The organism is Acidiferrobacter sp. (genome assembly GCF_054609335.1).
Genome location: NZ_JBTRWP010000019.1, coordinates 1 through 19,264, shown reverse-complemented (window position 1 = coordinate 19,264; position 19,264 = coordinate 1). Strand labels below are relative to the sequence as shown.

The 19,264-nt window shown below is 62.3% G+C and carries 13 protein-coding genes, 1 tRNA gene and 3 pseudogenes; 8 read left to right on the top strand and 9 right to left on the bottom strand.

Annotated features, from left to right (window positions below; translation table 11 throughout):
- A partial coding sequence (serS, locus tag ACYCTF_RS06770) for a serine--tRNA ligase (RefSeq protein WP_461284750.1) occupies nt 1–822 on the top strand: 822 nt, incomplete at its 5' end.
- Here the strand turns inward: serS and ACYCTF_RS06765 are convergent.
- Together ACYCTF_RS06765 and ACYCTF_RS06760 are read right to left on the bottom strand one after the other, a co-directional pair.
- Complete coding sequence (locus ACYCTF_RS06765) at nt 819–1,274, bottom strand: DoxX family protein (RefSeq protein WP_461282909.1); 456 nt, start codon at nt 1,272–1,274, stop codon at nt 819–821. The two genes, serS and ACYCTF_RS06765, sit on opposite strands and share 4 nt — an antisense overlap.
- Before the next feature lie 115 nt (nt 1,275–1,389).
- Nucleotides 1,390–1,554, bottom strand: a pseudogene (locus ACYCTF_RS06760) (transposase); the annotation flags it as partial.
- Nucleotides 1,555–1,926: 372 nt separating this feature from the next.
- Here ACYCTF_RS06760 and ACYCTF_RS06755 point away from each other — a divergent pair.
- Nucleotides 1,927–2,014 (top strand) — tRNA-Ser (locus ACYCTF_RS06755).
- A gap of 286 nt (nt 2,015–2,300) precedes the next feature.
- A pseudogene (locus ACYCTF_RS06750) lies at nt 2,301–2,402 on the top strand (helix-turn-helix domain-containing transcriptional regulator); the annotation flags it as partial.
- A 196-nt stretch (nt 2,403–2,598) separates the two neighbouring features.
- On the opposite strand, the gene ACYCTF_RS06745 reads toward ACYCTF_RS06750, so the two are convergent.
- Together ACYCTF_RS06745 and ACYCTF_RS06740 are read right to left on the bottom strand one after the other, a co-directional pair.
- Nucleotides 2,599–3,894: an MFS transporter gene (locus ACYCTF_RS06745; RefSeq protein ID WP_461282908.1), complete on the bottom strand. Its 1,296-nt coding sequence runs from the start codon at nt 3,892–3,894 to the stop codon at nt 2,599–2,601.
- A gap of 202 nt (nt 3,895–4,096) precedes the next feature.
- Nucleotides 4,097–4,963, bottom strand: coding sequence for a PA4780 family RIO1-like protein kinase (locus ACYCTF_RS06740; protein ID WP_461282907.1), 867 nt, complete (start codon nt 4,961–4,963; stop codon nt 4,097–4,099).
- 416 nt (nt 4,964–5,379) lie between these two features.
- Here ACYCTF_RS06740 and ACYCTF_RS06735 point away from each other — a divergent pair, with 416 nt between their 5' ends.
- The 3 genes from ACYCTF_RS06735 to ACYCTF_RS06725 all read left to right on the top strand — a co-directional run bounded on the left by ACYCTF_RS06735 (nt 5,380) and on the right by ACYCTF_RS06725 (nt 8,746).
- On the top strand, nt 5,380–6,543 hold the full coding sequence (locus ACYCTF_RS06735; RefSeq protein ID WP_461282906.1) for a hypothetical protein: 1,164 nt from the start codon (nt 5,380–5,382) through the stop codon (nt 6,541–6,543).
- Between the two features lie 668 nt (nt 6,544–7,211).
- Entirely contained in the window at nt 7,212–8,552 is a 1,341-nt protein-coding gene (locus tag ACYCTF_RS06730) for an NRAMP family divalent metal transporter (RefSeq protein ID WP_461284752.1), read from the top strand.
- A complete protein-coding gene (locus ACYCTF_RS06725; RefSeq protein WP_461282905.1) occupies nt 8,549–8,746 on the top strand; it encodes a hypothetical protein in 198 nt (65 codons plus the stop codon). The genes ACYCTF_RS06730 and ACYCTF_RS06725 overlap by 4 nt, the downstream gene beginning before the upstream one ends.
- 32 nt (nt 8,747–8,778) lie before the next feature.
- On the opposite strand, the gene ACYCTF_RS06720 is transcribed toward ACYCTF_RS06725, so the two are convergent.
- Complete coding sequence (locus ACYCTF_RS06720; RefSeq protein WP_461282904.1) at nt 8,779–9,309, bottom strand: DedA family protein; 531 nt, start codon at nt 9,307–9,309, stop codon at nt 8,779–8,781.
- A gap of 442 nt (nt 9,310–9,751) precedes the next feature.
- Between ACYCTF_RS06720 and ACYCTF_RS06715 the strand changes: the two genes are divergently transcribed.
- Nucleotides 9,752–12,103 carry a TonB-dependent receptor gene (locus tag ACYCTF_RS06715; RefSeq protein WP_461284749.1) on the top strand — a complete coding sequence of 784 codons (2,352 nt, stop codon included), beginning with the start codon at nt 9,752–9,754 and terminating at the stop codon, nt 12,101–12,103.
- 132 nt (nt 12,104–12,235) lie between these two features.
- Here ACYCTF_RS06715 and purU read toward each other — a convergent pair whose 3' ends face one another.
- Both purU and ACYCTF_RS06705 read right to left on the bottom strand, forming a co-directional pair.
- Nucleotides 12,236–13,090: a formyltetrahydrofolate deformylase gene (gene purU, locus ACYCTF_RS06710; protein ID WP_461282902.1), complete on the bottom strand. Its 855-nt coding sequence runs from the start codon at nt 13,088–13,090 to the stop codon at nt 12,236–12,238.
- A 99-nt stretch (nt 13,091–13,189) separates the two neighbouring features.
- Complete coding sequence (locus ACYCTF_RS06705; protein ID WP_461282901.1) at nt 13,190–14,410, bottom strand: MFS transporter; 1,221 nt, start codon at nt 14,408–14,410, stop codon at nt 13,190–13,192.
- Nucleotides 14,411–14,585: 175 nt separating this feature from the next.
- Between ACYCTF_RS06705 and ACYCTF_RS06700 the strand changes: the two genes are divergently transcribed.
- Entirely contained in the window at nt 14,586–16,133 is a 1,548-nt protein-coding gene (locus tag ACYCTF_RS06700) for a Ppx/GppA phosphatase family protein (RefSeq protein WP_461284748.1), read from the top strand.
- A gap of 19 nt (nt 16,134–16,152) precedes the next feature.
- Here ACYCTF_RS06700 and ppk1 read toward each other — a convergent pair.
- Nucleotides 16,153–18,228: pseudogene (gene ppk1, locus ACYCTF_RS06695) on the bottom strand (polyphosphate kinase 1); the annotation flags it as partial.
- Nucleotides 18,229–18,578: 350 nt separating this feature from the next.
- Nucleotides 18,579–19,264, bottom strand: a 686-nt coding sequence (fdhD, locus tag ACYCTF_RS06690) for a formate dehydrogenase accessory sulfurtransferase FdhD (protein ID WP_461284747.1), incomplete at its 5' end; no start/stop codon positions are given.

The window sequence follows — 19,264 nt, the reverse complement described above, 5'->3', positions numbered from 1 at the left end:
GCGGCCGCTAAGCTTGCCGGGAGCCGCTTCGCCGTGCTGCGTGGGGGGCTCGCGCGCCTGCAACGCGCCTTGATCCAGTTCATGCTGGATCTGCATACCCGGGAGCACGGCTACACCGAGGTGTATGTGCCCTACATGGCGAACCGTGAGAGCCTGTTCGGTACAGGTCAGCTGCCCAAGTTCGCCGAGGATCTTTTTCCGATCGGGGGGCTGCCATATTTCCTGATCCCGACGGCTGAGGTGCCTGTGACCAACCTCGTGCGCGACATGGTCTTCGCCAAAGAGGCGTTGCCATTGCGCTACGTCTGTCATACGCCCTGCTTTCGCAGCGAGGCGGGTGCTGCCGGCCGCGATACGCGTGGCCTGATCCGCCAGCATCAATTCGAGAAGGTCGAGCTCGTGCAGATCGTAGCCGCCGAGGATTCAGCGCGCGTGCATGAGGAGTTGACCGCGCATGCCGAGACGGTTTTGAAGCGTCTCGCGCTTCCTTACCGCGTCATGGCCTTGTGCGCGGGCGATATGGGCTTCGCTGCGGCCAAGACCTACGACCTCGAGGTCTATCTCCCGGGGAGCGGGCGCTATCGGGAGATATCGTCTTGCAGTAACTTCCGGGACTTCCAGGCGCGACGCCTGAATGCGCGCGTCCGCGCCGCGGGCCAGAAGCCCGAGTGGGTCCACACCCTGAACGGTTCGGGGCTCGCCGTGGGCCGCACCCTGGTCGCGGTGCTCGAGAACTACCAGCAGGCCGACGGCAGCATACGCATCCCCGACGTCCTCATCCCCTACATGGGCGGCGCGACCTCCCTGAAGTCCCTACCCTAGGGGTCAGGGGTGCCGAGGGGCTGCGTCGACACCGGACCCCCGGATGAGCGGGTGCGGGCACGGCGCAGGAAGGCATCCAGACTCAGGCATCCGGGGCCGTGGACCGCGAGCACGATGAGCCCGCCCGTGAAACTTGTCTCGGCGAGCATCACGACCTGGTCGTTGATGGTGGCGAGGCTGTGGTGAAAAATGGCGATGGCGGTTATCGAGAAGAGGGCGAGAAGCGAGGCCGCGATGCGCGTCCAGAGGCCCGCGATGACCGCGAGCCCGCCCGCGAGCTCGAGGGCGATCACGAACGGGAGAAGGCCCCCGGGCAGCCCATGGGATACCATATAGAGGCGCGTCCCTTCGTAATCCTCGATCTTGCCGAGGGCGGCGAAGACGAATATCAGCGCCAAGAGTACGCGGCCTATGAGCTCGAAGACCGCAAGTCCTTTCTTGTTGTATTCCATGAGCCGTTCTCCCCCTGCGGATAGGGTCCCGCCGCTCAGAGCTTAGAGACGTTCCAGACCCTTGTCCAGGAGGAGTCGCGGGAGTGGAGTGGGCGTCATCGAGGCGGTATCCTAGGCGCCCGTCCTGACGTTCGCGGGGGCCGGCCCCCAGGAGTTCTGTCATCTCGGCCTCCAGGACCTCCTGCAGGGCTTCTTTCATCAAGGATTTCACCAAATCCTTATCCTCTGCCATCAAGGATTTAAGGTCGATGGTGTTGGCGCTCTGCTTCTTCACGGTCATGGTGTGAATCCTCCTACAGGACACAGGGTTGATCTTCGCAATCTCCCTCATACCATGACCGCTTCAGCAGTCCAAGAATTTGCACATAAGTCCGTACACTACCCATGGGCCGTGGTATCGCTTGGCGGGCGGTGGCCGGTCGATCTACGCGGATCATGCCCAATAATTGCCCCGGGACCGCTCATCGCGATGATCCACCGTCGCGTGAAGGTCGAGACCTTCACGCTCCTAAGCTCGCGGCCCGTCGGCTATGGGGACGCGGCGCGCCGGATGTCTGCGAAAAGGCCGAAATCCCCCGGGAAACCTTTTTGGGACCGCAAGCCTCGAGCGAGAGGTGGAGTTGCCATCGTTGAGACGTTATCCTAGGCGCCTGGAGAGGTGGCAGAGCGGTCGAATGCGGCGGTCTTGAAAACCGTTGAAGGGCAACCTTCCGGGGGTTCGAATCCCTCCCTCTCCGCCAACTCAGAACAAAACGGTAAACGCCGCACGTAGCCGATTTCACACCCGAGGTGGCGGTAAGGGGCCTGAGCAGGTCGCCCTTCGATCCCGGGTGCGAACCCGCCTTTCGCTACCCAGACCCGTTTTGCTTGCGTCCGTGGGTGATCGTGGTGATAGCCGTCATGGTCGAAGCTGATCCGCGCGCGAGCTCTGGCGAACGTTTTGACCTGGTTTTGCCAGGGCGTCACGAAACCAAAGAGGCCTTTGATAACGCCGAAGGCATGCTCGACGCGGCTGCGGATTTGAGGCTGGATAAAGCCCTGTCGGGCGACGGCAATCCCGGTTTCGCCACGGTGATGAAAGTGGCCCATGCCTTGGGACTCCAGACATGTTTTCGGCGGACGGCATAGAAAAGCCCTCCGATGTTTCGGGGCCAAGGCCGCTTTCGCGGCGGCGGGACGGGTGTCTGTGTGGCTCAAAAAGTGAGGCTTACCCGTTGCAGATTCGGAGCCTATCATAAGGGGCACAGACGATAAGGTGGGCGCGGCGGCCCCTGTTGGTCGAACGGGCTGCGGTAATCCCCCAAAAATCTCACGATGTTCAGCCTTAGCCCTGTGGCGAGCCATCGGGTGGCGCGACGATAGCCTTGAGCGGCGCGAGTGTTTGGATGGGCACGAGCCTGCGTAGACGCCAGGCGATGATAAGCCCCGCCGTGCCGAGAACGGTGAGCAGGCCTGCCACGCCGTTCCATCCCCAGCGCGCATAGAAAACCCCGCCGCATGCGCTTATGAAGGCCGAGCCCAGATAGTAGAAGAAGAGATAGAGCGATGCGGCCTGGGTCTTCGCCTGCGCGCGCCGCCCCACCCAGCTGCTTGCGATCGAGTGGCCACCGAAGAAGGCGAAGGTGAGCGCCGTGAGGCTGAGCAGTATGAGTGGGACTTGTGCGCAGAAGCTCAAGAGAATGCCGAAGAGCAGCAAGGCCGGGGCCGTCCAGAAGACCTTGCGCCGGCCGATGCGCCCGGCCTTGTGACCCATCCAGGATGAGCTGAAGATGCCGACGAGATAGACGCTGAAGAGAAGCCCGACGGTCGCTTCGTTGAATCGGTAGGGAGCGGCCATCAGGCGGTAGCCCAGGTAGTCGTAGTATGTGACGAAGATGCCCATGAGCAGAAAGCCTTCCGCGAAGAGCCACCGCAAGCCCATGTCCCGAAACGGTGCGCGAAGGCTCATAAGCGCACTGCGCAAGGGGACATGGCGCGGCTCGAAGTGTCGCGAGGGTGGTAGGGAGCGCCAGAAGAGCGCGGTTGCGACCAAGGCACCCAAGCCGACGACGGCGAGCGCCGCGCGCCAGCCCCAAAGGCTCGCCAAGACCCCGGAGAGGAGCCGCCCGGACATCCCGCCCACGGCGCTGCCGCCGATATAGAGCCCCATGCCGAGGCCCACCGCATCCGTGTCGAGCTCCTCGTTGATGTAGGCCATGGCTACGGCTGGCACACCGCTCAAGGTGATTCCAAGCAGTGCGCGCATAAGGAGCAGTACCGACCAATCAGGGGCCAGGCCTGTCGCGAGTACGAGCAAGGCCGAGAGCAAGAGGGATGCAGTCATTACGGGTTTGCGGCCGAAGCGGTCGGCGAGGGTGCCTGCAAAGAGCATGGCGACCGCGAGCACCCCGGTGGTGAGCGAGAGTGAAAGCGCGCTGTCAGCGGGGCTTACTCCATAATGGCGCGAAAAGAGCGGCATGAGCGGCTGCACGCAATAGAGCGTACTGAAAGTCGAGAGCCCGGCTCCGAAGAGCGCGATGTTGACACGCCGGAAGGCGGGACTCCCGAGCGCTATGGGCTTCTTCTCACGGGTCGGTGGCGCGCTGTCCAAGGTCCCCGTGCATCCTGGGCTTTGGTTCATACGCGACGTGCCGTCCTCGAGCCCGACTGTTGGTCTTGCGATAGCGCCATTGTAGTCGGTATCCGGGCTTGGGCGCGACATGGCCTAGGGTTGTGATGGTCCCGCGCTTATACCTTTTAGGCGCGCCCACCGCAGGCGCCATTGCGCATCTTGCGCCCCTGTTGGGCGCGAAGTCTGTGGAGTGCCTGCGACCCGACTGCCCTTATTCGATCGACCCCGTCTCGGCTTGTGCGGCAAGCCGCGCCCGGCGCTGTTCTTCTTCGCGGCGTGCCGCGTCGATTTCACGCAGGACCGCGGCGATATCGGGCGCTGTCGTTTCGGGATGGTAGGTCCCCGTCAAGGGCGTTTCCGGCCCGAGGGCACGCGCCTGATAGAGGGCCCACATCTCGCGCCCATAGTCGCTTGTCGCAAGCTTTGGAGCAAAGCGCCCGAAGAAGATTGCAAGGTGATCGATGTCGCGCACAAAGAAGGCCGCGGCGCTATTGTTCGCGACCGCGCTCAGGTGTTGCGGCAGGTCGATGATGACAGGACCCGCGCGATCCAAAAGGACGTTGTATTCGGAGAGGTCGCCGTGAACGATGTCGGTACACAGCATGCGCGCGACGTCGCGCATGAGGGCCGCGTGGATGGTCGCCGCCTCATCCTCGGTGAAAACCAGGTCCGAAAGCCGCGGCGCGGGATCTCCGGCATCATCGACGATAAGCTCCATGAGCAGTACGCCGTCCACACAAAGATAGGGTTTGGGCACGCGTACCCCCGCGTCGGCGAGCGTGAAGAGGGCGCTGACCTCGGCGTTCTGCCAGACTTCCTCCCGTTCGTGACGCCCGAAACGCGACTTGTTGGCCATGGCGCGGTCGCGTCGGCTGTTGCGTACGGCCCGCCCCTCCTGATAGAGCACGGCTTGCCGAAAGCCGCGGCTGCGCGCTTCTTTGTAAACCTTGGCGCAGCGCACGCCCTGGGAGGTCTCGACGATGAAAAGGTCGGCCTCCTTGCCGCTGCGCAAGGGTTGAATGACGTGGTCGATGAGCCCGTCTTCGAGTAAGGGCACTAAGGCCTTAGGAGTGCGCAAGCGAGCTTACCAGGCGATGGAAGGCCAAGGACAGGAAGGCCAGAGGGTCGTTATAGTGATCATGCGCTTATGCTACACGAGGAGATCGATGGCTGCGATAGACGTCGGCCATGTCTGCGGCGAATCCACGGACGGGGCCTGTAGCCGCCGCGCGGGGCGGGGGAGCCATGAACGCCTTGAGGCCTTGCCCCCAAGCCGTTTCCATGCGGCAATAAATTCCGCCAATGACCTATGTCCTGCGTTCTCACGATTGCCGGAGAGCTTGGCTCATTGAGTCGACCGGGCGTGCCATTGCATCGCCTGGGTCTTATACTAAGGGCTGTCTGCGTGCGTGCTCAAGACGTCCGCGACCAAGCACGTGCCGCGGGCAGCGGTAGCGCGCGTGGAGTCTTCTCGCAGCCAGGAGGTGCCAAACGATGCAGGTGGGTCCCAGAGAGATCACCAATTTCTTCCGTCCGATTCCGCTCGACGTGCCGGAGGGAATGAAGCCCAATGAATTTTTCAATAGCACGGAAAACCTCACGGATCTCACCAGCAACAACGGCCTGCTTTGCAACCCGGAAGGTCTGCTCCTCTATCGTAAGGCCCTAGGGCATAGCAACGAGTTCGACACATCCATCATTTACAATACATCACAAAGCATACTTGATCCCTTGGGCCGTCCCGCGCGACGCACGCAGGTGCCCGATCATGTGAAGAATATCTGGAACCGCATGAACGAGGCCATCATCGCCTATATGCTCGAGCGCTATCCCGATCCCGACCGGGCCCTGGTGCTGTCGGGCGAGGCGAGTCTGGACGCCACTTGGCCGCTGACGTCTCCAGGCGTGCCCAGCATCCGCATGTTGCATAACCATTTCATCGTCTTCGACAAGGCGCAGTTGCGGGATGCGCCGATGGCGGATCCCGAGAACCCGAATCTCACCGATGGCGGACAGAATTCGCTCTTCCAGGCCCACATGCGCAAGGTGTATCTCGATTTCTTCGCGGGCCTCGATCTCGAGATCCTCAAGACCTGTGAGCACGGTTCCTGCAAGATCGCGCTCACAGGCTACCCACAGGGCCTGCCGAGTTGGGAAGTCCAGGGGGGCGTGGAATCTTTAAAGAAGGTGCAGTTCTGGAAGGAGTACGACACCATCCTGAAGGGCTTTATAGACTTCTATCGGACCTTCTTTGGGCAGGTATCGACGCGCAACGCGCCGATACCGCGCGACATCTATTTCCCGCAACTCGTGGAGGACAAGCTTCTTTTTAATAACGACTTCCTGAAGACGGCGAAGATGGTGCGCGACCATTGCATACGGGATGCGCGCTACGCCGCCGCCATTCGCTGGCAGCCGGCATTCAAACAGCTCATTTATCGCAATGATACGGGCAAGCTGATCGTCACCATAAGCCAAAACTCGATCGGCAACGCCATTACGGAACTCTTGGGTGTCGTGGTCAAGCGCGTACCGAACGCCGAGGGCTATGAGCGCACCGAGCCCGCCCTGCTCGAAAAGCTCCTCGAGGTGCGCAGGCGCTTGATGGATCTGGATCTCGGTCAGGGGATTGCCACCCGGCAGTGGGCGGCGGAATAGGGCGCTCGCGACACGCCGGGGGTTTATGAGCGGAGGCGGGGTCTCGCCCAGGCGCCTGATCGCTCGACTCGGGCGACCCTGGGTGTCGGGGCCCGGTGCCGGAGGGATGGCGGGGAGGGGGCGGCGATCTCCTGGGCCCGCAGCGAAGAGACGACCGAAGGCTTGCGGGGAGAGGGGGCTGTTGCCGACCGCGGTCAGGGGTCCGCGCGCGAGGTGCTGAGAGACGGCGGAGCTCGGTTTTGATTTCTTTCGGGGGCGTCCCCCGGGGGGCGTTGACAGTCTCGGAACGGGCTGCTACAAAGCCGCCATCGCGGCATGCCGCTTATTTGGAGGGCCCGCTACCCAATGGGTAGTAGTAGCGACACAGCCAAAGCCTGAAGGCAGACCCCGCTTCGCATGATACCGGATCGCGGTCGCCTTGAGGCGTAAACGCGGGTCCGGGAGCCCACTGTAGTCCCGCCCCACCCAAACTGGAATCTAGACAGAGACGAGGATGCGCTCGCCTACGGGCGTGCGCGACCCGGCCTCGACGACATTGTAGGGACGCGCTCATGCAGGTGCATGTTCTTCAGGCGTTACGGGCGGCGCTTTTGCGGGCCAAGGCCGCGCAGGCGCGGCAGATGGAGCGGCGGGCGGCAGTCAGGCCGCCTGCCGGCGAGGTCGAGGAGATGGCGGTACCGGAAGCCCTGCTCGTGCGGGTGCAGGACCGGCTACGCATCGCGCGACTGCGAAACGGCCCCAGGACACTGACTAACCGCATCGCGCTTTGGCTTGCTCTGCTCGGTCCGGGCTTGCTCGTGATGCTCGGCGACAACGATGCAGGCGGCGTGATCACCTATTCCCAGACCGGCGCGGTCTTCGGTCTTGGGGTGTTCCTGCCGCTCATGATCCCACTTGGTTTTATGGCCTATTTCGTCCAAGAGATGACCATCCGCCTGGGGGCGGTCACGCGGCGGGGCCATGCCGAGCTTATCTGGAAGCGGTACGGTGCTTTTTGGGGCATCTTTTCGATCGTTGACCTCGTGATCGCCAATATCCTGACGCTCATGACCGAGTTCATCGGTGTGCGCGTGGGCGGGGATGTCTTTGGCCTGTCCTACTGGGTCACGGTGCCGGCTACGCTCGTCTTCGTCGCCTTCGTGCTCGTGTTCCTGCGTTACTGGACCTGGGAGCGCATCGCGCTTTTCATCGCCGCACTGAATCTCGTCTTCGTGCCCCTGGCCCTGTTTTCGCATCCCGACTGGTCGGCCGTGGGGCACGCCTTCATAGGCACCAACTGGATGGTCCCCGGGGGCCTGTTGTCGGCCGGTTTTCTGGTCCTGCTGTCGGCCAATATCGGCACCACCATAGCGCCCTGGCAGCTCTTCTTTCAGCAGTCATGCATCGTCGACAAGGGTCTGCTTCCGCAGGATATCGAAGCCAGCCGTCGCGATCTCATGTTGGGGGTCACGGGTATGGTGATCGTGGCGATGGCCATCATCATCCTAACCGGCCAGCACCTGCATACGCTTCCCAATGCCCAACATCTCAACGTGAACGGCGTACTCGTGGCGCTCAAAGATCATGTGGGCGGGTGGGCGATGGACCTCTTCGCGCTGGGTCTCATGGAGGCCGGTCTCATATCGTCCATCGTGATCACGGCGAGTACGGCATGGGCGGTGGGCGAGGCGCTCAACCTCCCGCGCTCCTTGAATGACGCTCCCCGCAAGGCCTGGGCCTTCTACGCGCCGGCGGTGGTGGGTTCGGCGATCGCCGCCGGTGTTGTCATGTTGCCGCATGTGCCGCTTGGCTTCCTGAATATCACGGTGCAGGTGGTCGCCACCATCTTCATGCCGGCGGCCATGTTGTTTCTTCTGATGCTCGTCAATGACGTCGAGCTCATGGGGACCTTTGTCAATAGCCAGCGGCGTAACATGGTGGCGGTTGGGATCATGGTGTTGCTGATCATATGCAATGCCCTTTACGGTATCGCCGTAACCTTCCCCCATGTCTTTGGAGGTGCGCAGTGAAACGCGACGAAGAAGTTGATTTGGCAGAACTCGCGCGCCTGTTGCGCGAGGAGGGTTGGGACAAGGCCCTGCCGGAAGTAGGTCCGCGGACGCTGAAGGCCTGGCAGCAATGGGTGTTCTGGGGGCTGCGGCTCTATATCGTGGTCATGCTGATGGTCGTGATCTGGGCCTTCGCCCACGGCGCGCGCTCCTAGGCGCGGTATCGGGGGCTCTTTCGCGTTCGCCCTCAGCCGGGAATGGACTGGGCGAGCCACCAGGCCCCGCCCCCCCACGTACCCACCCACAAGGCACCCCCTATGGCGCTCCAGAGGGCGAAGGGCCGAAAGCCCATCTCGGCGCTGCCAGCGATGTAGCCCTGGAGCTGGCGTAGGGGCACGATGAAGCGACCGACCAAGACGACCACGGCCCCATAGCTGCGGAAGAGTTCATGGACCCGATCGACCATGAGCGGCTTCACCCCCACATACTTACCATACCGCAACAGCCCCTTGTGCCCGTAACGCACCCCGAGTCCATACGCGATATAGCCCCCTGACACGCAGGCGATCAAGGCAAGCGCCAGCACTGTGCCGATCCCGAAGGCGCCCTTGGCGGCAAGAAAACCGGCGGTGACCACCACGGCCTCCCCTGGCGCGAATATGACGCCCAGATTCTCCACGAACAGGAGCACGACCAGGCCCCAGAGGCCATAACGGTGCATGACCGGAGTGGCTGCGTGAATGAGATGCGCAAGTGTGGTGAGGAACCAATGACCCATGGATGCTCGATCCTTATGTGGCGGGTTGCAGCGGCGCGCAGCCGAAGTTTCTGGCGGGCCAGCTGATAGCCCGCCGGTCCTGGTCCCTTGGACGCGATCAGATACCGTCCCGCGGGGATCGCCACGAAAGGATGGTGCGTGCCTGTCGTTCGCAGGGGGTAGCCGACCGCGATGCTCTGGCGTTGGGGGTGGCGCAGGCCCCCCAGGATCTTGGCAGGACATTATAACGAAGAGTCCGCGCTCGCAAGGTGCGAGTGAAGCGTCGCCAGGCGGCCCGAACGGGCGGTGCGGTCAGCATTTGCCATTTAAGTGTCATGACCTTGTCACCGCCGCTCTCAACAATCCCTCCATCTTACAGAAAAAAGCCTTGTGGGAGGCCATTATGAGCATCGATGGGGGCGCGAAACGGCGGGCAAGGAAGATAAAAAACGGAAGGCCTTCGGTGGGTGGATGGTTCTATGGCGGCATCCTTGGCGCCATGGTGCTTGGGTTGGCGTCTGCGCATGCGAGCGCGGCTCCAGGTCATCAGGATGCCGTGGATATCGGCGCCGTTCATGCCGGGTCTGGGACATCAAAGGCTAGCCGGGCGCTGCGTAAGACGGACAAGAAGCTTACGCCCGAGCAGATTTTTCATGACGCGCAATCCGAGCGCGTGATCGAACATGACGAGATTGCGGCGGCGGGCCCGGTTGGTGGCGCGGCGCAGGCACTTGCCCAATCCCCGGGCGTCCGTGTGGTGAGTGCCGGTGCGGTCGGCGCGCAGAGGGCGGCGATCAGCGTCAATGGTATAGAGCAGGGTTGGGGCGGTCTTCAAGGTCTGACCTCCAATGGCCTCCTTGCCATCACCTTCGATGGGGTGCCGATGAATAATCCGGGTTCGGGCCTGTGGGCGACCCCTCAAATCCCGGAGCTCTCGCTCCTATCCGGTATTAACGTGATCTACGGGCCAGGAAACCCCGACAGCCGCTGGTACGACAGTCTCGGGGGCACGATCGGTTTTGTGCCCTTGCAACCGACCCGACGCCCCAGCGCGGATCTTGGCGTAACACTTGGAAGCTATGCCACTCAAGGCTTTCACTTCGCTATGCGCACGGGTCTTCATGACGGCTATTCGTCGGTCTTTGCGGCTGGCGCCACGCAGTCGAACGATTATATCCAATCCCAGGAGGATGGTTTCGCAAATCCAAGCCATGATCAGGCACTTTATGCCAAGATCGTGAAGCTTCTGCCGCACGGAAATGTTGGCGTTGGAGCTTACGTCGCGGATTCCCGATCATATCGCCCGGCGTTCATCCCCTTGGGGCCTATTGCTGGCCTTACGGTGAACGGCTTCACGGCCGCAGGAGCGACGATTCCGGGCCCGCTTTATAGCGAAACTACCTCTGGCTATTACAGCGGCATCCCATTCGGTGTTTGGCATAAGCAGGCCGAGAATGCTACCTATCTCGTCTATATGCCGATCAATCTACGCCTGTCGCCGATGACAGTACTGCATGAGACTCTCTGGTATCGGCACGGTCATAGGCTCCACAATCACTATAACGACTTCAATCAGGGCGCCAATAATCTCTTCGAGTACAACAACCCGCATACGTCGACTATGGGCGATAAGGTTGTGTTCGATTTTGCGCTGCCCGGTAACACGGTTGCGGCCGGCGCCTATTACCTCTATAGCGTTTATAACACTCGTAACGCTTTCTACAGCCCAGAAGTCACCGACCCCTCAGGAACCGCTTATACTTATTCCTATCCATCAAAATACAGAAGTGGCTATTTCTATCAGAACTTTGCTGCCGCCTTCGTGCAAGACCGGATTGCCGTCCTGCGATCTTTGAGTGTGACGCCGGGCGTCCGGTTTGTCTATTTCGGGACCAGCTACGCCAATCACGCAAGCACAGACTTTCCGCAGGCCAATATCCAGTACGACCCCGAAAATCAGCCCAATAGCTCCACGACCTTCACAAAGCTTGAACCATCCTTGGGTGTTCGATATCGAGTGACACGTGATATTGCGCTGTACGCGCAGAGCGCCACGGCCTATCAGAATCCGGAGGTGGGCGGTGGCGGCGGCCCCTATCAGTCGCTGCCCTCATCAGTGCTTGTGCCAACGGAGGGTCGCTATGATACGGCCGGCCTGCACGTCTTGGTCCGACATGCGGGCATGGCGCACCATTTCATGCTAAATCTGGATTACTACCGGTTGTCGCTCAAGAATCAGTTTATTAGCGTTACGACGAGTAACGGTAACGCCGTGGAGGCTACGGGTGACAGCCTGTATCAGGGCGTGAACCTGTCGTCCGAGGATAATCCCATAGGCGCCCTGCATGTCTACGGGAATATCGGCTATGAACGCGCCCATTACGTGAATTATACGACAGGTGGCGTGGCTTACGCGGGCCTTGCGGTTCCCTATGTCCCAAGCGAGACCGCAAGCGCCGGCGTCTCATACCGTCTGTTCGATGGCGGGCTCGTCTATGAACCGAAGCTTTGGACGACATTCACCGGAAGCCAGCACCTTTTCAACAACGCCACGGGTGCCCCGTCGGCCCGTACGCTGCCGAGCTATGACATCTGGAATGCTTCGTTCGGTGTAACCGTTCCCGCCGGGAGCGCCTTTGGACGTCCCGAGAAGGTCAAGATCACGCTTTCTATCCTGAATCTTCTTGATAAGAGGTTCAACGAGTACGCCTATGTGACCTCCGGGGGCTATTTAGGGGGCAATAGCGCTGGGGCGACTCTTGGATACCCGGGAGCTCCTCGCACCTTCTACCTTGCGGCGAATTTCCACTTCTAGCGGGTTCCGCGATAAGCGGCCCAAGTCGGCAGCCGAAAGTAGGAGCGGGGCCCGGGGCGCTATCTAAGCTGGTGCCCGGGGTTTTCGTCACACGGTCGTCGCATCCTTGAGTTAGGGTGGGCGCGCGTTGCTCTAGCGGAACACGACCGTGCGGCGGCCGTGGATCAGAACCCGGTCATCCAGGTGATAGCCGAGCCCGCGCGCGAGCACGGTCCTCTCAATGTCGCGGCCGTAGCGCACGAGGTCGCTTGGGTCATCGGAGTGGTCCACGCGCACGACGTCCTGTTCGATGATGGGTCCGTCATCCAGATCCGAGGTCACATAGTGACAGGTCGCCCCCACGAGTTTCACGCCGCGCTCATAGGCCTGGTGGTAAGGCTTGGCGCCCTTGAAGCTCGGCAGAAAGCCGTGATGGATGTTGATGATGCGATTCGGGTAGCGTCGGCAGAGGGCTTCCGGGAGTATCTGCATATAGCGCGCAAGGACCATGACGTCGCCATGTGCGTCGTCGAAGAGCTCTTGGATGCGGGCGAAGGCCTCCGCCTTATAATTTGGGGCTGACGGCAGGTGATGAAAGGGAATGCCGTGCCATTCGACGAAGCGGCGGTGGGTGTCGTGGTTTGAGATCACGCAAGGGATCTCGATATCCCATTCCTGGGCTTGCCAGCGCGCGAGGAGGTCGTAGAGGCAGTGCCCGAGTTGCGAGACCAGGATCACGACCCGCTTCTTACGGGCGCTGTCGACGAGCTGCCAGTCCATGGTGAAGTGCGCGGCGATCGGCGCGATACGTTCGCGGAAGGTCTCAATACCGAACGGCAGTGAATCGGCCAGGATCTCCTGGCGCATGAAGAAACGTCCGGCTTCCGGGTCGGAATGATGGTTGGCTTCCGTGATCCAGCCGCCGTGGCCTGCGATGAGCCCACTTACGGCGGCAACGATGCCCACCCGATCGGGGCAGGAGAGCGTCAGGGTATAGTGGCGGGCCATGGGAACTCCAAATAGGTGGTAAACCGCCATTGTAAACAAGCTGCAGTGTAAGTCGCAGGCCCCCGTGAATGCCGGGGGTCCGGGCGCGACCCGGCGCGCCTATGCGCCCGTTCCGGCTTGGGGCGGGCGGGACCTTGCACCGTGAAAGCCCGCGATTAGGCGTAAGAGGGCCGCGAGCGCGAAGGCGGCACCTGTGGCGCACACCGCGGGCCACCCCGCCTCCTTCCAGGCCCAGGTGCCGACGAGCGAACCGAGCGCGCCGCCCGCGAAGTAGGCGGTCATATAAACCGCCGTCAGGCGATTGCGGACCGACGCCCTAAGGGCATAAAGGCGCGTCTGATTGGAGATGTGGCTGCCTTGGACGCCGGCGTCGAGGAGGGCCGCACCTGCGGCGACCCCGGCCAAGGAATTGCCCTGAAGCCAGAGGATCAGGAAGGCGACGCCTACGAGTAAGAGGAAGCTGCCGTTGACGGCGAGCACCCCATGGCGCTCGGACAGGCGACCGGAGAGCGGCGCGGCCAGGGCCCCAGACACGCCTATGAAGCCCGTAATCCCCACCATGCGGCTCGCCTCCCCCGGAAAGAGATGGCCGTAATGAAAGACGAGCGGTGTCCAGAAGTCGCTGAAGGCGGCGAAGCCCATGGCCCCTAGGAAGGCGTGAAAACGCAGTACGGGCTCGTTTTGCCAGAGTCCTCTGAGGGACCTGAGCAGAGTGCCGTAGGGGACCGATTCGGGTGGCGCTTGACGGGGGAGGAGGCGGGCGGCGGTGGCCGCGCACAGCGCCATCACGCCGGCGGCGAGCCCGTAGATGACCCGCCATCCAAGGAAGGACCCAAAGCCGCTCAAGGCACGTGAGACGATGATACCGATCAGGAGGCCGCTCATGACGAGACCGACGGCCCGGCCCCGCCGCGCGGGGGGCGCCAGGGTCGCTGTATACGGCACGAGCAACTGTGGGACGGTCGTCGAGAGCCCCATGAAGAGGCTGGCAGCAAGCAGGATCGCGAAGTCGGGACTGAGCGCCACAAGCACGAGCGCCACCGCGATCAGGGTGGTGGTGGCAACGATGAGCGTTTTGCGTTCGCGTCCGTCGCCAAGCGGTACGATCAGGGCCAGGCCCGCCGCATAACCGGCTTGGGTCGCGACCGATATGAGGCCCGCGCGGCCGGCGTCCACATGAAAGCTTCGTGCGATCTCGGCCAAGAGCGGCTGCGCATAATACAGGTTGGCCACGGTCGCCCCGGCCATGAACGCAAGAAAGCCAAGCAATGCGAAAGACAGGGGCGCGTGAGCGCCTTCAGGGTGTTCATTGGCGGACATGAGATATCATCGGACGTGATGCGGGAAGTGTAGCGATTTCGCGGCGGACCGCAACGGGATCAGAGTCCGGTTCCGTGCGGGGGCATTCCGGGTGTCCTGATGTTCGCACCGCCTTGTCATGGTCGCCACTATTCGCCAGACTCCGAGTCCTCTGTTTCTGGAAGGATGCGGCCCCATGCCCAAAGCCCCCGCAAAGGTCACCCCCAAAAAGATCGTCAAGCGTGCGGCGCGTAACCGTGCCCCGGTGATCGCGGCGGTCGATCTCGGCTCGAACAGCTTCCATCTCGTTATTGCCAAGGTCGAGGAAGGGGAACCTGTGGTGGTCGATAAGATGCGCGAGATGCTGCGTTTCGGATCGGGGCTCGATCGCAAGCAGCATATCCGGCCGGTGGCCGCCAAGGCGGCCTTGAACTGCCTGAGGCGCTTCGGGCAGCGTCTGGCGCTGTGGCGTCCAGAGCTCGTGCGGGTCGTCGGGACCAATACCCTGCGTCAGGCCGTGGGGGCCGAGTCCTTTCTGCAGAAGGCTTACGCCCGGCTGGGGGCGCCCGTGGAGGTCGTGTCGGGCGTCGAGGAGGCGCGTCTCATTTACCGGGGTGTGAGTCCAGGGATTGCGCCCGAGACCCGCGCGCTGGTCATCGACATAGGGGGCGGCAGCACCGAGCTCATTGTCGGGATGGGCGGGCATGCGGAGATCCTGGAGAGCGTGACCATGGGCTGCGTCACCCTGACGGATCGCTTCTTGGCTGGCCACTTGTTGAGCGAGACGCGTTTCGGCCAGGCCGTGGCGCTCGCCCGACAGAAACTGATGCCGCTTCGTGAACGCTTGCTTGCCGCGCGCTGGGAGCGGGTCATGGGGTCGTCCGGAACGATACGCGCAGTCGAGGCCGTGACGCGCGAGCTCGGGCTTACCACGGGGGTGCTCTCGCCGGGCGCCCTGGAGGTGTTAAAGGAGCGCGTTCTCGGCCAGCGCTACGCTGATCGCTTGGTCCTTCCGGGGCTTGCCACCGAGCGCGCGCCGGTTTTCGCCGGAGGGCTTGCCATCCTGATCGCGCTATTCGAGGTTTTGGAGATCGGCGAGATGGGGGTCGCCAAGGGCGCCTTGCGCGAGGGTATCCTTCGGGACTTGATCGGGCGTTTGTCGGGGGCGGATGTCCGCAGCGAGGCGGTGGCGCGACTCGCCGCGCGCTGGCCCGACCCCTATGGGTCCCAGGGAGCCGAGCGCGCCGCCGCGCTCTTCGAGGCCGTGGCAGGCCCCTGGCGTTTGTCCCCGGAGGATGGGCGCTTCGTGGAGTGGGCGGTGCGACTGCACGCCTGTGGGACCGGCATCAATCGCCTGCACTACGAGCGCCACAGCGCCTATATCGTGGCTCATGCCGAGATGGCCGGAGTCGCGCCGCAAGAGCAGGCGCTGATCGCCGCATTGGTGGGCCTGCACCGGGGCAAGTGGACGCAGCCTGCGGTCGGTGCGATCAAGAAGTCCTTCGGGGATTCAGCGCTGCGCCTGGCTGTCATCACGCGCATCGCCGTGACGCTTTTGCGCATAGAGAAGTCTCTGCCGGTCGCCCGTCGGCGCATCCCCTGGCGCCTGGGCGCGCGTGGGGCGGTGCTTGAGATCCGCGCGAGCCTGCGCGCAGGACCCGTTCGGGATGCCCTATGGCGTGAACTGGCCCCAGAGCTTGCAGATATGCAAAAAAGCGGTGTTCGCTTTGCGCTAAATGCCTAACATTTTTGTGATGCGGGTCTTAGCTGCGGTCGGCGAGTTCCGTGAGGAGCTCGGCCTGCGCGTCGCGCTTGTTGAACTTGCGGGGATGCGGCCTGTGATATTGGCCGTCGGGCTGCAGGATCCAGGCGCCCGTGTTGTCCTTCAGATAGCGCTTCAAGTCGCGTGCGACCCGGTCGCGCAGGCGTGGGGATTGAATCGGAAAGGCCACCTCGACGCGCCGGAAGAAATTCCGTTCCATCCAGTCGGCGCTGGCGAGGTAGACCTCGGGTTTGCCGCCGTTTGCGAAAGAGTAGACGCGGCTATGTTCGAGGAAGCGCCCGATTATGGAGCGGACCTGGATATGGTCGGAGACGCCGTCGATGCCGGGACGCAGGCAACAGATGCCGCGCACGATGAGTTGGATGCGCACGCCGTCCATGGAGGCGCGATAGAGGGCTTGAATGATCTCGGGTTCGGTCAAGGCGTTGATTTTGAGGATGATGTGCGCCGGCTGTCCCTTCGCGGCATGGGCACGCTCGCGCTCGATCAAGGCCAGCATCTGGCTGTGGAGCGTAAACGGGCTTTGTACGAGGCACTCAAGGGGTGGGCCACTCCCTAAGCTCGTCAATTGCAGAAAGACGTGGTTTACGTCCTCGCCGATCTCGGGTCGGCATGTGAAATAGCCGTAATCGGTATAGGCCTTAGCTGTGCGCAGGTGGTAGTTGCCGGTGCCTAGATGGACGTAGCGGCGCAGGGCACCGTCCTCGCGACGTACGACAAGCGCCATCTTGGCGTGGGTCTTGAAGCCTACGATCCCGTAGAGGACATGGGCCCCGGCCTCCTGCAGCTTGTTGGCGAGTGCGATGTTGGCGGCCTCGTCGAAGCGCGCGCGCAGCTCGATCACCACCGTGACTTCCTTGCCCGCTTGCGCCGCCTGCACTAGGGCATCGGCGATGAGGGAGTCCGGACCGGATCGGTACATGGTTTGTTTGATGGCAAGCACCGAGGGGTCGGCCGCCGTCTGCTGTATGAACTCCACGACCGGCAGGAAGGATTCGAAGGGGTGGTGCAGAAGGATATCGGCGTGGCGTATGGCGGCAAAGAGGTCGACGCCGGTCGCAAGTGCACGCGGCACCCCGGGCATGAAGGACGCATACTTCAGGTCCGGGCGATCGATGCGATCATAGATCTCGCCCAGGCGATTGAGGTTCACGGGCCCATTGACCGCGTAGAGGTCGTCGGCGTTCAGTTCGAATTGCTGCAGAAGAAAAGTGCTGGTGGTGTCCGGGCATTCGCGGGAGACCTCGAGACGCACGGCGTCCCCATAGCGCCGCGAGGCGATCTCGCCTTGCACGGCGCGCAGGATGTCGCTGATTTCGTCGTCGTCGATAAAGAGGTCGCTATTGCGCGTCACGCGGAACTGGTAGCAGCCGAGCACTTTCATGCCTGGAAAGAGTTGGTCGACATAGGCGTGGATGACCGATGACAGCAACACGAACTTGTGACACTGGCGACTGCTGTCCGGAAGCGCTATGACGCGCGGCAGGGCGCGCGGCGCTTGCACGATGGCCATGCCTCCTTGCCGGCCGAAAGCGTCGCGGCCCTCGAGGGACACGATGAAGTTCAGGCTCTTGTTCAGGATGCGCGGAAAAGGGTGGGCCGGATCGAGCCCGAGAGGACTCATGATGGGCAAGAGCTCGTCTTCGAAGTGACGGCGCAGCCAGGCATCTTGGGGCTCGGTCCATGCGTCGCGCTTGATGATGTGGATGCCCGCGGCGGCAAGCTCCGGGATCAGGATCTCGTTGAAGACCCGGTATTGTTCGGCGACGAGGTCCAAGGCTTCCGCACGCACGGTCTGCAGGATCTCCGCCGCGGTCTTGTCGTCGGGAGCGAGAGTGCTTCCTGCGACCTCAGCGCGTTGCTGAAGACCGGCTACGCGGACTTCGAAGAACTCATCGAGATTGGTGCTCGATATGCCCAGGAAGCGCAGCCGCTCGAGGAGCGGCAAGCGAACGTCCTTGGCCTGCTCGAGGACTCGGCGGTTGAAGGCGAGCACGCCAAGTTCCCTATTCACGTAGAGGGACGGGTGCTTGAGGTCGATGTCAGTCACGGCGCGTTTGCGGCTCTGGGCCGGCGGCGAGGGTAGGGCGCCTTAAAATCTCGCCACTCGGGCCCCGCGCGGGGCATGTTAGGGTTTCGGTTTGCGATCATTCTAGCACGGCCAGCATCGCCTAGCCGACACGCCGCCTTGTCCAACATGAAATCATGAGATGGTCGCTTGGGCCTTCAACGGCATCGGCTGCGCCAGAGTGAAGGGTGTGGATGACGCGTACACCTCACGCTCACCCTTACAGCGCCTGTCCGCGAAATCCCTCCGGGGACGAACCTATCCGGCCGCACTATGGGCGGTTGGATAAGGGGGGCGGTCAACCACCGTGTTTGTACCACGGCGCCTACTTTTTCGTGTCAGGTATTTATCCGCTCTCGGACAATACGTTCCTTGTGCGTGTAGATGGTCATGCGTCCTTCGCGTGCGTAGGCGACCACCGTGATGCCCGCCCGTTCCGCTGTGCGTGCAGCGAGGCCACTTACGCCCGAAATCGCAGCTACGATCGGAACACGCAGGCGGGCCGCTTTATGTATGATCTCAAACGTCAATCGAGATGACACCGCTAACAAGCAAAGATTCGACGGATTCCATGCGTGGCGCACGGCCCAACCCGCGACCTTGTCGACGGCATTATGTCTGCCTATGTCCTCACGGACCACTCGATGGGATCCCTCAATCAAGATGGCGGCATGGGCTGTACCGGTGCGCCGATTGATTTCTTGGCCAGATTGCATATCTTTCAATGCCTCTGCGATCTCGTCAATTGACACGACCACTTTTGTCGTAATCTTCTCGCAGACCTCTAGGCGCTCGTCCATGCGTGGTACGCCACATAGCCCACAGCTGCTTGCTCCGATGACACCACGGGCCCGCTCACGAGCCGTTTGGGCCATCGATTCGGTCAGTTGGACATAGGCGGTGTAGAGGTTCTGTGATTCCACGATTTCCCAAGCCAGAACGTCCGTGGCGTAGCGGATCAACCCATCCGCAAAAAGAAAGCCAAACAAGAAGTCCTCGATATCGCCCGGCGTCACCATCATAA

Excerpts from the sequence above, each read along its gene's own strand:
- ACYCTF_RS06765 (WP_461282909.1), bottom strand. The coding sequence starts at position 1,274 with ATGGAATACAACAAGAAAGGACTTGCGGTCTTCGAGCTCATAGGCCGC.
- ACYCTF_RS06745 (WP_461282908.1), bottom strand. The coding sequence starts at position 3,894 with ATGAACCAAAGCCCAGGATGCACGGGGACCTTGGACAGCGCGCCACCG.
- ACYCTF_RS06735 (WP_461282906.1), top strand. The coding sequence starts at position 5,380 with ATGCAGGTGGGTCCCAGAGAGATCACCAATTTCTTCCGTCCGATTCCG.
- ACYCTF_RS06730 (WP_461284752.1), top strand. The coding sequence starts at position 7,212 with ATGGCGGTACCGGAAGCCCTGCTCGTGCGGGTGCAGGACCGGCTACGC.
- ACYCTF_RS06720 (WP_461282904.1), bottom strand. The coding sequence starts at position 9,309 with ATGGGTCATTGGTTCCTCACCACACTTGCGCATCTCATTCACGCAGCC.
- purU (WP_461282902.1), bottom strand. The coding sequence starts at position 13,090 with ATGGCCCGCCACTATACCCTGACGCTCTCCTGCCCCGATCGGGTGGGC.
- ACYCTF_RS06705 (WP_461282901.1), bottom strand. The coding sequence starts at position 14,410 with ATGTCCGCCAATGAACACCCTGAAGGCGCTCACGCGCCCCTGTCTTTC.
- ACYCTF_RS06700 (WP_461284748.1), top strand. The coding sequence starts at position 14,586 with ATGCCCAAAGCCCCCGCAAAGGTCACCCCCAAAAAGATCGTCAAGCGT.